At 38.7% G+C, this 14,917-nt stretch carries 12 protein-coding genes and 1 pseudogene; 11 read left to right on the top strand and 2 right to left on the bottom strand.

Annotation, left to right across the window (positions count from 1 at the left end; genetic code table 11):
* The first annotated feature begins 271 nt into the window (after positions 1-271).
* On the top strand, positions 272-649 hold the full coding sequence (locus tag J2S10_RS27135) for a winged helix-turn-helix transcriptional regulator (RefSeq protein WP_307414278.1): 378 nt from the start codon (positions 272-274) through the stop codon (positions 647-649).
* A gap of 34 nt (positions 650-683) precedes the next feature.
* On the opposite strand, the gene J2S10_RS27130 is transcribed toward J2S10_RS27135, so the two are convergent.
* The gene (locus J2S10_RS27130) at positions 684-1,757 is read right to left on the bottom strand and encodes an SDR family oxidoreductase (protein WP_307414277.1); all 1,074 of its coding nucleotides are present in this window, start codon (positions 1,755-1,757) and stop codon (positions 684-686) included.
* A gap of 461 nt (positions 1,758-2,218) precedes the next feature.
* Between J2S10_RS27130 and J2S10_RS27125 the strand changes: the two genes are divergently transcribed.
* Positions 2,219-3,181: a proline dehydrogenase family protein gene (locus J2S10_RS27125; protein ID WP_307414275.1), complete on the top strand. Its 963-nt coding sequence runs from the start codon at positions 2,219-2,221 to the stop codon at positions 3,179-3,181.
* Between the two features lie 593 nt (positions 3,182-3,774).
* Positions 3,775-4,568: pseudogene (locus J2S10_RS27120) on the top strand (group II intron maturase-specific domain-containing protein).
* Positions 4,569-4,723: 155 nt separating this feature from the next.
* Here J2S10_RS27120 and J2S10_RS27115 read toward each other — a convergent pair.
* Positions 4,724-5,689, bottom strand: a complete 966-nt coding sequence (locus J2S10_RS27115; protein ID WP_307414274.1) for a DMT family transporter — start codon at positions 5,687-5,689, stop codon at positions 4,724-4,726.
* A gap of 252 nt (positions 5,690-5,941) precedes the next feature.
* Here J2S10_RS27115 and J2S10_RS27110 point away from each other — a divergent pair, with 252 nt between their 5' ends.
* The 8 genes from J2S10_RS27110 (at position 5,942) to J2S10_RS27075 (ending at position 14,501) form a co-directional block, all read left to right on the top strand.
* Complete coding sequence (locus J2S10_RS27110) at positions 5,942-6,427, top strand: Lrp/AsnC family transcriptional regulator (RefSeq protein ID WP_307414272.1); 486 nt, start codon at positions 5,942-5,944, stop codon at positions 6,425-6,427.
* A 297-nt stretch (positions 6,428-6,724) separates the two neighbouring features.
* Positions 6,725-7,198: a GNAT family N-acetyltransferase gene (locus J2S10_RS27105; protein ID WP_307414271.1), complete on the top strand. Its 474-nt coding sequence runs from the start codon at positions 6,725-6,727 to the stop codon at positions 7,196-7,198.
* A 335-nt stretch (positions 7,199-7,533) separates the two neighbouring features.
* On the top strand, positions 7,534-8,910 hold the full coding sequence (locus J2S10_RS27100; protein WP_307414269.1) for a sigma-54 interaction domain-containing protein: 1,377 nt from the start codon (positions 7,534-7,536) through the stop codon (positions 8,908-8,910).
* A 294-nt stretch (positions 8,911-9,204) separates the two neighbouring features.
* The gene (locus tag J2S10_RS27095) at positions 9,205-10,311 is read left to right on the top strand and encodes an iron-containing alcohol dehydrogenase family protein (protein ID WP_307414268.1); all 1,107 of its coding nucleotides are present in this window, start codon (positions 9,205-9,207) and stop codon (positions 10,309-10,311) included.
* A 29-nt stretch (positions 10,312-10,340) separates the two neighbouring features.
* Positions 10,341-11,330 carry an ABC transporter substrate-binding protein gene (locus J2S10_RS27090; protein WP_307414266.1) on the top strand — a complete coding sequence of 330 codons (990 nt, stop codon included), beginning with the start codon at positions 10,341-10,343 and terminating at the stop codon, positions 11,328-11,330.
* 130 nt (positions 11,331-11,460) lie between these two features.
* A complete protein-coding gene (locus tag J2S10_RS27085) occupies positions 11,461-12,258 on the top strand; it encodes an ABC transporter permease (RefSeq protein WP_307414265.1) in 798 nt (265 codons plus the stop codon).
* 1 nt (position 12,259) lies between these two features.
* The gene (locus tag J2S10_RS27080; RefSeq protein WP_370876306.1) at positions 12,260-13,111 is read left to right on the top strand and encodes an ABC transporter ATP-binding protein; all 852 of its coding nucleotides are present in this window, start codon (positions 12,260-12,262) and stop codon (positions 13,109-13,111) included.
* Positions 13,112-13,175: 64 nt separating this feature from the next.
* A complete protein-coding gene (locus J2S10_RS27075) occupies positions 13,176-14,501 on the top strand; it encodes an aspartate aminotransferase family protein (RefSeq protein WP_307414263.1) in 1,326 nt (441 codons plus the stop codon).
* Positions 14,502-14,917: the final 416 nt, after the last annotated feature.

Here is a 14,917-nt window from a genome sequence, read left to right as displayed (position 1 = left end):
TTGGGGCGCCGTATGCGATGAAAGTCGCACCTACGGTGCTAGCAGGGGGAAAAGGGGGCGATAACGTCAAACCCTTACCTATCTGTCATGAATAAGAAAAGGGATTTCGTAAGTAATCGAACTATAAGTTATTCCATTAACGGGGGCAGGATAGCGCAATATTTTGCTTGCAGTTATAATGTTCAAAGACGGATATTTAATGGCTCCAATTCATCGGATGTTTACCAGTGACCTGTGTCGAAATATTCGGAAAAGGGAGGGGAGGTGTGTAATGAAGGACCCTGATAAGATTTACAACACTGCGGTAGAGGCAACTTTGGAGGTAATTGGAGGAAAGTGGAAACCTGTGATTCTCTTTCATCTAACATTTGGCAAGAAACGTAACAATGAATTGAAAAGCTTGATACCTGTTACTCAAAAAATGTTAACGCAGCAACTTCGGGAACTTGAAGAGGAAGGCGTCATCTTACGCATTTCTTACAATCAGGTTCCACCAAAAGTCGAGTATGAATTGACAGAATACGGCTGGAGTCTAAAGGAGATCCTGCATCTAATGTGTAGGTGGGGGGATTCGCATATAGAGAGAAAGTACAGGGGAAGGGCTACCACTCTGGTCAATCCACATCTTGAAGACGTAGAAAAGATATAAGAAGCCGACCTAATATACAAGGCCGACTTTTCGTTTATGGGATGACTTTGCGTTTGCGGAAGTCGTCGAAGATGTTCATAAACATTGATTCGGTATCGACGTATTCGTGAAAACCTAAGCGACGGGCCTTAGTTCCGTCGGCGAAGAAATCGTAATCCCAAGAGAACACAAAATCACCGAATCGCCAGGAGGATACGTCTTTATAGGAATGCCGAGCAAGCCCATGATTCTCGACCATTTTGTTCCAAAGCTGCTCCTTGTCCGCCATGACAACGTCCAGTGGCATCTGCAACGGAGGCGCCGTCTCCAAGCTGAAGTAGTGAGCGATCTTAGGCCATAATTCATTCCAGCGGAACAGGTCACCGTTCGTGATGTTGAATGCCTGATTGGCACAACGCTCTTCAGTCGCCGCCCATACTGTTGCCTTCGCGAGAAGCCCCGCATCTGTCATTTCCAAGAGGCTGTCGTAAGCACCCAGCTTGCCCGGAAACCGCAGCGGAAGTCCAAGCTCCTTCGAAATTGAGGCGTAGATCGCAATAACTAAGGCGAGGTTCATCGGATTTCCAAGCGAGAAGCCGCAGACTACAGAGGGACGGAGCGCCGACCAAGTCCAAGCCTTACCTTTTTGCCTTTGTTCTAAGAATTCTTGCTGATCAACATTGAACTCGGGTGGCATATGGTTAGCGTCTGTCTCACGAGCAGGTGTCTTGAACGGGCCGAGATGTGCGCCGTATACCTTATATCCCTGCATCAAACTGACATGTTTTAAGCTCGCCGCGATTGGTTCGATCGTCTCTATGGTGTTCACTAGCATGGCGAGGTTGGGCGAAACAAGTTCGGCCCAAGTTGGACGGTCCTGATAGGCGGCATAGAAGATGTGGGTTACCTCAGTTAAACCGCTTAGCTTCTCGCGGGTGTCGTCTACATTGAGTAGATCCGTAGCCACATACCGGACACGGCCGACAGACTCTCCGCCTCGACGACGCGATAGGCCGATCACGTCCCAATCAGGGAGAGTAATGAGGTGATCAATGAGGTTGCGACCGATGACACCATTTGCGCCTACGACCAATGCGACTTTGCGTGTTGTTTGAGATTCATTATTCATAGTGTTGCAGCTCCTTCTGTACTGTGCTTTGTTCACTGTTATTTTGCATCAAGGAACCCCACTTGAGAAGTACGCACTTTGGAGTGCCATAAGCACTTTTTTGTAATCCAGCAGTGTTCTTAAGACAAATATTTGGTATTAATAACATAATAACATCAAAAAATCCATCGTTTAGAAATAATGCCAGTTTACTAAATTCTTATATAATCCTAACTATTCTCTTATTCGTTCTTGCAATAACGGGTGTGTTAATAAAATAACTTAGAAGCCATGTTTGCAGCTCTTTCGCATTTTTCAATCTTCCGCAATCGGGCGCGATACTTCAATAAGAGAAGTATCGTCTTTTTTATTTGGATACAGGGTGCTGTTAGCAGGCTAAATTTCATAAATTTTTTTCCTATATTTGTTACGACATTTAAATTATAATTTTTATGAAAATTCAGATGAAATGAGGGATATAATTGGTTCTTCCATCAATTGAAAAACAATTTGCAGATTCGTTGAAATCCATTGCTCGAAATTTAGAAATAAAGGAGTACATTCAACAATCTCCAGAACTTTATCCGTTATTTTTGAGTTCTGCTAAACGATTTGTAACAGGTGAATCAAGAGAAGACGGAGTATCTATTGGTGACCAACTTGTACATAAAGGATACCGTATTTCTCTGGAATTCATCGGAGAGAACACTATAAACAAAGAGGAGTGTGTCCGAGCCAAAGATGAGTTTATAGCGTTGATAAAACAATGTAGCAATCGTGGAATAAGTTCTCGCATTTCTTTTGATCTATCCCATATTGGATTATCCGTTGATCCTGAACTTACCTTTCAAAACTTATTAGAAATGGCGAAAGAAGCACAGTCCCATGGTCTTTCTCTTATGATTAGTATGGAGGAATCAGCAAAAACGGATCAGATACTCTCCATATACAAAAGAGTAGTTGTGGAATATTCGAACGTTGGGGTCACACTTCAAGCCCAACTGTATCGAACACTTAACGATCTTAATGAATTACTTAACTACTCTGGGGAAATTCGTATCGTTAAAGGGGCATACCAAGAGCCGTCAGATATATGTATTCCTCGTTCAGACAAGTTGGATCAACGTTATCTCGAATTAGTAGATTTATGTGTTAGAGCTGGTCACCAAGTTTCAATTGCTTCTCATGATGAAGCTATATATAAACAAATCATCCAGCGTGGTTATTTACAAAACTCAAATGTGGAGGCAGAAATGCTATACGGAATTCGTCCCGAACTTTGTAAACAACTAAAAGATGATGGGTTACCCGTTCGGGTTTATCTTACTTATGGTGTTGAGTGGTACTTATACCTTTGTCATAGAATAGCTGAATATCCACCAAATATTTATGTTGCCATCACTGACATGATTCAGGGGGCAAAAGACACTTCGAAACTTTATTAAACAATAGGGCGCAATTCTGCAGCAAGAATTGTGCTTTTTCTTGTGCGCCCAGCATGGGTGCAATCTATAGGGTGCAAGTCCCGAACTGTGAAGGCAGAAAAAACAGTAGCTTAACGCAAGGGTGTCCGTGGTGACGCGGAATCTGAAGGAAGCGAGCGGCAAACCTCCGGTCTGAGGGACACGAACTTCATATAAGGCTAGATACCATTGGATGAGTTTGCAAGACAAAACAAAGTCCATTCTGCCGAAGGTGGTATAGAGTAAATGAAGCAGATAGATGGAGGGAAAGATTGTACTCTTACCTGGGGAGGTCTGAGTGGAATGCCAAGCACACTTGGTAACCTATCTAGCAATAGATAGCTGAACAATCAGAAGTCAGCAGAGGTCATAGTACCTTACCTACTCGAGATGGTAAGGGAAGGACTGAACAATTAGGAAGAACGAGAACTAGGCATATAATTCCTGTGTAGAAACAGACAATCTGAAAGGACTTACTTGAAAGAGGAAATGGTGAATCCCATAGGGGACTTCAAGAGGGTGGAGCAGGAATAACATAAATAGATTTCTACGTTCACGTCGAAAGGAAATATCAAATGTTAATGGATCTGATCTTGTCACGGGAAAACTTAATAGAAGCACTTAAACGTGTCGAGAAGAACAAAGGGAGTCACGGCATTGATGGAATGTCCGTAAAATCCCTACGAAGACATCTCTATGAAAATTGGGATTCACTTTGTAATTCTTTAAGAGCTGGAACCTATAAACCGAACCCAGTCCGTCGAGTCGAAATCCCGATTGTAATATCTACATGAAGTCAAAGAAAGCAGGCGAAAGAGTGATGAACTCTATTACAAACTTTATAGAAGTTAAATTGAAACTTAAAGTGAATAGAGAGAAATCTGCAGTTGACCGCCCATGGAGACGGAAGTTTCTTGGTTTTAGTTTTACATCTCATAAGAACCCGAAGGTTCGAATAGCCAATGAGAGTACTAAAAGATTAAAGTCAAAAATAGGGGAACTAACCTCACGTTCAACATCTATCCCAATGGAAATAAGAATCGAGAAATTAAATCTATACCTAACGGGTTGGTGTGGTTACTTTGCTTTAGCGGATACACCAAGTAAATTTAAAGAATTTGATGAATGGATAAGAAGAAGACTCCGTATGATTGAATGGAAACAATGGAAAACACCCAAAACAAGAGTAAGAAAACTCAAAGGGTTGGGAGTACCACCAAACAAGGCTTACGAATGGGGAAACTCCAGGAAGAAATACTGGAGAATCGCTAGTAGTCCGATTCTACACAAAACCCTCGATAACTCCTTTTGGAATAATCGAGGGCTGAAAAGTCTATATCACAGATATGAATTTCTACGTCAAACTTAATTGAACCGCCGTATACCGAACGGTACGTACGGTGGTGTGAGAGGTCGGGGGTTAGTCACCCCCTCCTACTCGATTATGGTTAGGGCCAGATTGTGGTACAACACATTTAAAGTAAATTGTTAAAGGCATTGAGATTGTGAAGATTTTTACTTAAACTATCTGTCAGCTTTCTTGAATAACCCAGGGGAATGACCCAAACACCTAAAATTTGTTACTGGATTCGAGCTAACGGAGTTGTTTTGAGAGATTGCTTTTGTTTTAAAGTGTGAGAATAAATAACATCCTAAAATCACAATGAAACCCCCAATTCCTTGTATCCATGACAATTGTTCTCGTAAAAATAAAAACGCTAAAATTGCAGTGAAAACTGGATTGAAATTCAAGAAAATACCGGATGCTGTAGTACCTAATTTCTGTATGCCAATATTCCAAAATACCATACAAACGACAGTGGAGATAACACCTGTATATAAAATAGATTGAATGAAAGAATGATTGACATTGGAAAAAGTAAAATCAAAAAGGTTAAACGGAAGAAGAACGAGAAGTCCAAATATTCCAGAGTACAATGTAGACATCAACGGTGATGTCGTTCTCATTGCCCACCTACTGCACACGGAGTATATTCCCCACACGCATACAGCTAGCATCATCCATAAATCGCCTGTATTAAAATGTACTGCCAGTAATAGGTTGATCTTTCCTTTGGAAAGAACGAGAAGTACACCCAAAAGTGAAATAATCATTGAAAATATTTGTAGTACACTGATTCTTTCTCTTAAAAAAATAAATGAAAAAACGGAAATCGAGATGGTATTTAATGTGGAAATTAATCCAACATTAGTCGAGGTTGTTCGTTCCAATGCTAAAAATTGAAAGAGATTAAATAAAACAACACCTGTGATTCCCATGAAAAATAAGGGAAGAATGGCATCTCGTGAGGGTAGTATCCTTTTTTCTTTCCACCATACCATTGGTACAAGAAAAACAATAGCAATCATCCATCTTAAGCTCGTCAAGGTCAACGGAGAAGCATGACCGACAAGAGATTTTCCAACTACAAAATTTCCTCCCCATAGCAAGCTTGTTAAAAGCAGCAATAAAACATAAAAATTCGCCATACCATTTAGCTCCTTTGATTTTTCACTAGTACAGTGAAAAAGATAGAAGCCATTGTGCACAATGACATTTAGAATATTCCACATCAATTTATTAATGATCATAACATTTTTGTTGATTTTGTAACATAACATTTTGTACAATTCAATAAACTTGAAATAATTCGAATAAAAAGTGAAATATTAAAGAATAAAATTAAGTTCCAGTATTAAATAAGACCTGTATTTTGAATAATTATTAAGGGAGAAGATTGCGTGGAATCTTTTGTAAGCAAAATTTTAGATGATGTTGATATTCAAATTTTAGATATAATGCAAAAAGAAGCTCAGTTAAGTAATGCTGAACTTGCAAGACGTGTTAATTTGTCCCCGCCAGCGACACACACAAGGATAAAACGATTAGAAAGTGAAGGGTTTATCGATAGGCAAGTCGCAATTTTAAATCAAGAGAAGCTTGGGTTCGATTTACTTTGCTATGTTTTCATTAGCACAAATATTCATCAAGCTGAACAATTGGAAGTTTTGGAAAATGCCTTAAAAGCTATGCCAGAAGTATTAGAATGTCATTGTTTAACAGGAGAATATGATTATCTTCTAAAGGTAGTTATTAGAGACAGGAAGGAATTGGATAGCTTTATAAGAAAGTTAAATAGGCTTGGCATATCACGAATTCAAACTAACTTATCGTTAAGAGAAGTAAAATATTCCACAGTTTTGCCTATATCGAAAGGTGAAAACTGAGAGTGGCTTCATTGCTCGGCGTTATTGAAGTAACGGTTGTGTTGGTTTAACAAGGATTGATTTTATGATCTTCAACACTGTAAGAAAGGAAAAACGCTCTTTCTAACAGTCAGTACATGTCGCTTTGGCATTAAATGGACCGCTAAATTCAACTTGTTAATTGTGAAAATTAATTGACAATTATGGAAATTAGTTTTTTGCGATAATTGGAAAAAAAGATAAATTTTGTTATAATTTATCTATAAAATAAACTGATTAGTCACTTTGAAAATATGATTAATAAATGAGGCGCGGAAAGTGAAAATAAGAAAAATTGATTCAGCCAATTACAAGCAAATTATTACAATTTTAAATGATTGGTGGAATGGCCGGCAGATGACAGATATGTTGCCTAAGTTGTTTTTTGAACACTTTCAAGAAACTAGTTTTATTATGGAAGAGAAGGATCAAATCATAGGATTTTTGGTTGGCTTTCTCTCTCAATCTAAAAAGAAAGAAGCATATATTCATTTTGTTGGAGTCCATCCGGAAAAAAGAAACTTAAATATTGGAAAACGATTATATAATCAATTTTTTGAGGTCATTCAACAGAAAGGATATGATACAGTCCGTTGTGTAACATCTCCAACAAACAAAGCGTCAATTTCGTATCATACAAAAATGGGATTTCAAATCGAAATAGGAGATCGAGAAGTGGATGGAGTATCCATACATACCGATTATGATGGACCAAAACAAGACAGGGTTTTATTTGTAAAAAAACTCTATTAATATTTTAAAACAAGGGTGGTCATTTGAAATCCCGTATGATTAATAATGAAAAAGACAGGGATATGATTATTCAATTTAGGAAAGATTCTTTTGCAATAAGTTAATTTTTCTTATATAGGCACAACAAAATTAGTCTGTTAACAAAATGAGTGACAGCATCATCTAAATAGATGGTGCTGTCACTTTTTTTATCCATATTTGAATAAAATATTCGAAATTGTATAAAAATTGTTTATAATTTGATATAACTAATATGTAAGGGGATTTTTCTGAAAAATTATTCATAAATGAATAATTTGCCGCGAAAAAAGGGATTCGAAAGGGGGGATTTTCGAATGGATGAAAAAAAAGTTTGGAATGAAAGTGAAGCAATTCTTCACTCATTACAAGATGATATTTTAGTAACGAATACAGAGGGAATTATTTTAAGAGTGAGTGAAGCAACAGAAGCAATTTATCAGATGAATTCCAATGAAATGATCGGCCGGTCCGTGTATGACCTGGAGAAAGAAGGTGTTTTTACACCGATTTTGACACCGATTGTGATTAAGGAAAAGAAGAAAATTACCCTTGTCCAAACGACCATTGATGGAAAAAAGCTGTTAGTAACAGGTATTCCTGTATTTGACCAGGACCATAAACTAGTTCGGATTGTTAGCTTTTCACATGATGTGACTGAGTTACTAAACATGAAAAAATACCTGACGGAAATGGAAGACGAAATGGAACGTGTTAAAAGTGAGCTTGAACGGCTTAGAAGCCTTCATTTTTATACCGACGGCATGATAGCTACTTGTGATGAAATGAAAATGGTCCTTCACCTTGCCTTACAAGTGGCTGAAATCGATGCAAATGTCTTGTTGCTTGGCGAATCCGGAGTGGGGAAGTCACATATTGCTAAATTTATTCACAACAAAAGTCTAAGAAAAGACGGCCCGTTTATTGAAGTTAACTGTGGTGCGATTCCTGAACCACTATTTGAAGCAGAGTTTTTCGGCTATGAATCCGGGTCCTTTACAGGAGCCAGTTCAAAGGGCAAAATCGGTTTAGCCGAGCTTGCAGAAGGCGGAACATTATTTTTAGATGAGATTGGCGAGTTATCCTTAGTAAATCAGGTAAAGATATTGAAGTTTATTCAAGAAAAGCAGTTTTACCGGGTTGGAGGAACAAAGCAGCGAACGGTTGATTTTCGAATTATTGCTGCGACGAATAAAGATTTGGAGAAGGCAATTGATGAAAAGACATTTAGACAGGATCTTTTTTTTCGTTTAAATGTTGTACCTATCACGATCCCGCCTTTAAGGAAACGGCCATCGGATATAATTCCGTTAGTGGATTACTTTTTAAAGTATTTCTCTGAAAAGTATGGCCGTGAGCGCAGCCTTGATGAGGGCGTCATCCATGTACTGTTAGCGCAAGAATGGAAGGGGAATGTTCGAGAGTTAATCAATTTAATTGAACGTCTTGTTGTTACTTCCTCAAAACACCTCATTGAAATAGAAAATCTTCCGGAAGGTTATCGGAAAACGTTCTCAGCTGTTTCATTGGCTGAAGATGGAAACCGACCATTGGTTGAGATTCTTGACAGCGTAGAAAAGCAGGTTCTAATACATGCCAGGAAACGGTACAAAACCACCATTCAAATGGCTAAGGCATTGGGAATTAGTCAACCTTCTGTGGTTAGAAAAATCAGAAAATACAGAATAGATTAAAAATTGGCATAGAACTTGCATGATATTAGCTAACAAGAAAAAAATATACGTAAAAATAGGAAGGAATGGAGGGGCGTATATAGACAGTCTAAGAGGACTTTACTTCTCTGAATCCAACTCCTGCTAGGAAAAAATATATTTAAATAGCAAAAAATGCCTTCTTCTATTTGTAATTCATTAAAACATCAAAGTATTTTGATATTTTAAAATATATTGACATAAAAAAGTTAAAATTTTATATTTATAGATAAATATTTATTTTTATACAAAAAATGGAATGAGGAGGGATGGATTTTGAAGGTAACGGTAGGGCCTGCACAATATATCCGAAGGATGGGTTTGTTAAATGAAGCGGGAACATACATAAAAAACTTCGGAAAAACCGCTGCACTCATTGGGGGGCATAACAGCTTATCAATCGTAGAAAAATCATTAAGACAGAGTTTATCAGAGTACGAGATTTCTTTGGAGTATTCATTATGGTACGGGGGAGAATCTTCTCAAACAAATATTGATAGACTTGTCGAAGCATTAGCTTCACATAACATCGATGTTGTCATCGTTGTTGGTGGAGGGAAAGCCATTGATACGGTTAAAGCCGTTGCCTATCGGCTTAATAAACCTCTTGTGGCTATCCCAACAATCGCTGCGACCTGTGCAGCCGCTACACCCATATCGATACTTTACAATGATGAAGGTGAATTTATAGGAATTGGACGAGAATCAAAAGCACCTGATTTGGTGTTAGCAGATACGACCGTCATTTTGAATGCACCTGTTCGGTATTTGATAGCGGGTATTGGCGATACATTGGCAAAATGGTTTGAAACGAAGTCTTCAGTAAAAAATGCTGTACCGACGGCGATAAATCAAACAGCTATTGTGATTGCAGGTCAGTTATACAAGACTTTGCTCCGTATTGGGAAAGAAGCTGTTCAATCCGTAGAAAAACTAGACTTAACGAAAGAATTAGAAGATGTAATTGACGCTATTATTTTAATCAGTGGAAGTGTTAGTGGTTACGGTGGTGACGATTGCCGTACTGCCGGAGCACATGCTATTTATTCGGGTTTAACAATCTTTCCGGAGATTCATGAAACCTATCATGGTGAAATTGTTGCTTTTGGAATTTTAGCCCAGTTGTGCATGGAAGGTGCTGGGAAAGAAGAACTAAACACTCTAATCAGCTATTACAAAGAAATCGGTCTTCCTTTTACCTTAAGACAAATGGGGATTAAGAGTTTAACAGATCATCAATGGAAAGAATTTGGAGAAATAACTGTCACAATTGAAGATATGGCTAATATGCCTTTTGAAGTCACACCAGAAATGGTGATAGAAGCTGTTCGCAGGGCCGATGAAATTGGAAATGAGATTTTATCCACTACTACTAAGTGTTAATGATAGAAAAAATAAAGGGGGAACGTTTGATGAAAAAATGGTTAGTGATTGTCTGTTCGTTTATGTTGTTATTAACATTGGTAGCTTGTGGAAAGGATACTGCTTCCAGTACAAGTGATGGGAAGTCTTCAGAGCCGTTGAAAGTGACACTGCCTACCTGGACAGGGTATGGACCGCTTTTTTTAGCGAAAGAAAAGGGCTTTTTCAAGAAAAATGGTGTTGATGTCGACCTTTCTATTGTTGAAGGTTTAGCTGAACGCAAGCAGGCATTAGCAAGTGGAAAAATCGATGGTATGGCAACCGCTTTGGATGTACAAGTTACGTTAGCGGCCTCAAATATCCCGGTGCAGGTTGTTTGGTTATTGGATGATTCACACGGCGGGGATGGAATTTTGGTTAAAAAGGGAATTAATAGTGTGAAAGATTTAAAAGGGAAACAAGTGGCATTTGAAGTAGGTTCAACAAGCCATATGCTGGCATTACAAGCGTTGAAACAAGGTGGATTAACAGAAAAAGACGTGAAAGTCGTTCAGATGTCAGCCGGGGATGCCGGTGCAGCGTTTGCGGCAGGTAAAGTAGATGCAGCCGTTACATGGGAGCCTTGGTTAACAAAAGGTGCACAAGCCAACGGTAAAATTTTGTTAACAACAAAAGATTTACCCGGAATTATCGTCGATACGATCAGCTTCAAAGAGGACGTGATTAAAAACCGTCCGAAAGATGTGCAAGCATTTGTAAAAGCTATGGGTGAAGCGATGACATACTGGAAAGAGCATCCAAAAGAAGCAGACGAAATTATGGCCAAAGGGTTAAAAATCGATTTGAAAGAATTTGAAGGCACGGTTACAGGCTTAAAATTCTTTGCACAAGAAGATAACGCAAAATTATTCGGAACAGCAAGCAATAAAGGCTCTATTTATCAATCTGCTGAAAATGCGATTAAGTTTTACAAGGATCAAAATTTAATTACGAAAGAACCAAAAGTGAATGATTTAATTAATCCAAGCTTCCAAAAGTAATAAAGCGGTTTTCATTGTTATGATGTGAATTTTTAGTAGTTGCCTGACTCATGAAGGTTGTCATTTGCCACGTGAGTTAGGCCCTTTTTTAAATAGCTTCTAGAAGAAATAAGAAATTAGGTGAGTTTTAATGATAGCAAAATTGTTTACTCCAAATAAAGAAATATCAAAATCGCTTTATTCATCGGCCGGTTTTATTACCTTTATTATTTTTCTAGCTGTATGGTCAGTTTTAAGTTACGGAGGAATCGTTAATCCTTTATTTTTACCAACGCCAACCGATGTGTTGGCAACAGGTGCTGATTTGTTTATGCACGGGGATATCCTTTCCGATATCGGCATTAGTTTTACAAGGGTGCTGATGGGATTTTTGATCGCCGCAATAATTGGAATACCTTTAGGAATTATGATGGGCTCATTGCGGATTATGGAAGGTGCTTTTGAGCCGTTTATCGGATTTATTCGCTATATGCCAGCTTCAGCGTTTATCCCATTGTTTATTCTTTGGATTGGTCTTGGAGAGTCAGAGAAAATGGGTGTAATATTCTTTGGAACCTTTTTTCAACTTACTCTTATGGTCATGGACGTTACGAAAAATGTTCAAAATGATTTAGTGGATGTTTCTTATACATTAGGGGCAAAGAAGGCCCAAGTTTTTACAAAAGTAATTCTACCGGCTTCTTTACCCGGGATTGTCGATACACTTCGGATTACCTTCGGGTGGGCTTGGACGTATTTAGTGGTAGCGGAAATTGTCGGAGCATCCAGTGGTTTAGGGTATATGATTATGCAAGCATCCCGTTTTCTGCAGCCGGATAAAATCATTGTAGGAATTTTGATTATAGGTTTGCTGGGGCTTATGACAGATATTATCTTTAAAGCCATTTACCGTGCTTCATTTTCGTGGATGAGAAAGGATGGTTTGTAAGATGGTGACACCTGTTGTTAAGGAATTTGAAAAAATAGTAAAACCGCACACGAAAGAAACGGTTGTTCCTCATATCGGCAAGCCGAAGCTGGTAATTAAAGAAGTAGGAAAAGTTTTCAAGACGAAAAGAGGAGAAACGACAGCATTAGAAAAAACCTCTTTTGCCATAAACGAAGGCGAGTTTGTAACAATTTTAGGGCCTTCTGGATGTGGCAAATCCACCGTCCTGCGGATTGTGGCAGGCTTGGAGGAAGCAACCTCAGGGCAAGTCCTTTTAGATGGGCAAGAAATCAATGGCCCCGGCCCTGACCGCGGAATGGTCTTTCAATCTTATACGCTATATCCATGGTTAACTGTAAAAGACAATATTACATTCGGTCTAAAGTTAAAGGGAGTTTCCCAAAAGGAACGGGACGATGTCGCAAGGCACTACTTGCAATTAATCGGTTTAGAAGGATTTGAGAAACATTTTCCAATTCAGCTATCAGGCGGAATGAAACAACGTGTTGCGATTGCCCGCGCGTTGGCCAACGATCCGAAAATTTTATTAATGGATGAACCGTTTGGCGCATTGGATGCCCAAACGAGGAACATCATGCAGGAAGTACTGCTTAAGGCATGGGAAGAGTCGAAAAAGACGATTTTATTTATTACCCATGACGTTGATGAATCCATCTTTTTAGCCGATTCTGTTTATGTGATGACCGCACGTCCGGGGCGTTTAAAGAAAAAGGTTCCGATCGACTTGGAAAGACCCAGAGATTTCAGTGTCAAAGCTACATTGGAATTTGCCGAATATAAAGAAGAATTATTGTCTCTTATTCGAGAAGAAAGCTTAAAATCTATTAAATAAAAAATAACAATTAGTAAGAAAACCTCTTTGAGGGGATTGCAAAACGAATAAGGGGGTCAATTTTATGGAAAACAAATGGGATCATCTTGTAAAAAATATGCCCAATCGATTAGCACCCAGTATGGCGAAGGATCATCCGAACCTGCCGGTAGTGAAAGAGGAAGGATGTTATTACTATGGAGTGGATGGAAAAAGATATCTGGATTTTACGTCGGGGATTGCCGTTACAAATGTCGGGCATCGTCATCCGAAAATTGTTCAAGCGATTAAAGATGCTGCAGATGGTTTAATGCACGGCCCTTCCGGCGTCATTATGTATGAAACCATTTTACGATTAGCAGATGAACTTGCAGAAATTTTACCTGGAGACCTTGATTGCTTTTTCTTTGCTAACAGTGGGGCAGAAGCCATTGAAGGAGCTATTAAACTCGCAAAGTATGTAACGAAGCGTCCTTACGTTGTTTCATTCACGGGGTGTTTCCATGGGCGTTCTTTAGGTGCATTAAGTGTAACTACTTCCAAAAGCAAATACCGTAAATTTATTCAGCCATCAGGCCTTACATATCAAGTTCCCTATGCGAACGTGAAAGAATGCCCAAAGGGTTTAGATCCTGAAAGCTATGTAATTGAAAAATTAGAAAAAGATTTCGCCGCGCTTTTTAGTCATCAAGTAACACCTGAGGAAGTTGCTTGTGTTATTTTGGAACCGGTACTGGGAGAGGGGGGCTATATCGTTCCTCCGAAAGCTTGGTTGAAAAAAGTCCGTGAAATTTGTGATCGCCATAACATCTTACTCATATTTGATGAAGTGCAAACGGGCTTTGGCCGTACAGGAGAATGGTTTGCGGCACAAACATTTAATGTGACACCGGATATTATGGCGATTGCAAAGGGTATTGCCAATGGCCTCCCTTTAAGCGCAACTGTATCCTCCAGTGAATTAATGAAGCAGTGGCCGCTTGGCAGCCACGGTACAACATTTGGCGGTAATCCGATTGCTTGTTCGGTTGGATTGGCAGTATTGGAAGTGATGAAAGAGGAAAATCTTCTAGAAAACACGAAAATAATGGGAAGTTATGCTGTTCAGCAGCTTGAACGGATTAAAGAAAGACATTCAGTTGTGGGCAGCATTCGCGCAGTTGGGCTAATGATTGGGATTGAGGTTATTGATCCAAAAACAGGTGAGCCGGATGGAAAGGGTTTATTAAAAATCCTCGATCTAGCGCTTGAAAAGGGAGTATTATTTTACCTTTGCGGGAACCACAGTGAAGTGATAAGAATGATTCCGCCTCTAATTGTTACAAAAGAACAAATTGATGAAGGTTTGCAAATACTTGATGAAGCATTAACAGAGTATGAAGCAACATTGATGAATCTTGTAGAAAATTAAATAATAGATTATTAGCAAATTGGGCTGACACAGTTGAGTCAGTCTTTTTTATTTAGTTTCATGTAGGATAATTCATATCACTAATGGAAAAAATTACATTTGAACTACTGCATCAAACAATGTTATTATATAAAAGCTCCTTATCGAACACGAAAAACAAATAGTTACCTATTAAAATATTTGTTTGAGTTGACACTAATTAAGGAATGTGATAAGATAAATCTTGTCGCTTTTGAAATATAGTAATCTTGTTCTTTGAAAACTAAACAAACAAAATCGTGCAAACAAACAATAACTATCAGTGAATCTTTCGAAAGAATTTGAAGCTGAGCCAACGTAACTTTTATGAGCTAATCAACTTTCTTGGAGAGTTTGATCCTGGCTCAGGACGAACGCTGGCGGCGTGCCTAATACAT

Source organism: Neobacillus ginsengisoli (assembly GCF_030813055.1).
Note: the sequence above shows the minus strand (reverse complement) of the source record. Positions and strands in the feature narration are given on the sequence as shown.

Coding starts and splice junctions, on each gene's coding strand:
- J2S10_RS27135 (WP_307414278.1), top strand. CDS start 272: ATGAAGGACCCTGATAAGATTTACAACACTGCGGTAGAGGCAACTTTG.
- J2S10_RS27130 (WP_307414277.1), bottom strand. CDS start 1,757: ATGAATAATGAATCTCAAACAACACGCAAAGTCGCATTGGTCGTAGGC.
- J2S10_RS27115 (WP_307414274.1), bottom strand. CDS start 5,689: ATGGCGAATTTTTATGTTTTATTGCTGCTTTTAACAAGCTTGCTATGG.
- J2S10_RS27100 (WP_307414269.1), top strand. CDS start 7,534: ATGGATGAAAAAAAAGTTTGGAATGAAAGTGAAGCAATTCTTCACTCA.
- J2S10_RS27090 (WP_307414266.1), top strand. CDS start 10,341: ATGAAAAAATGGTTAGTGATTGTCTGTTCGTTTATGTTGTTATTAACA.
- J2S10_RS27085 (WP_307414265.1), top strand. CDS start 11,461: ATGATAGCAAAATTGTTTACTCCAAATAAAGAAATATCAAAATCGCTT.
- J2S10_RS27080 (WP_370876306.1), top strand. CDS start 12,260: ATGGTGACACCTGTTGTTAAGGAATTTGAAAAAATAGTAAAACCGCAC.
- J2S10_RS27075 (WP_307414263.1), top strand. CDS start 13,176: ATGGAAAACAAATGGGATCATCTTGTAAAAAATATGCCCAATCGATTA.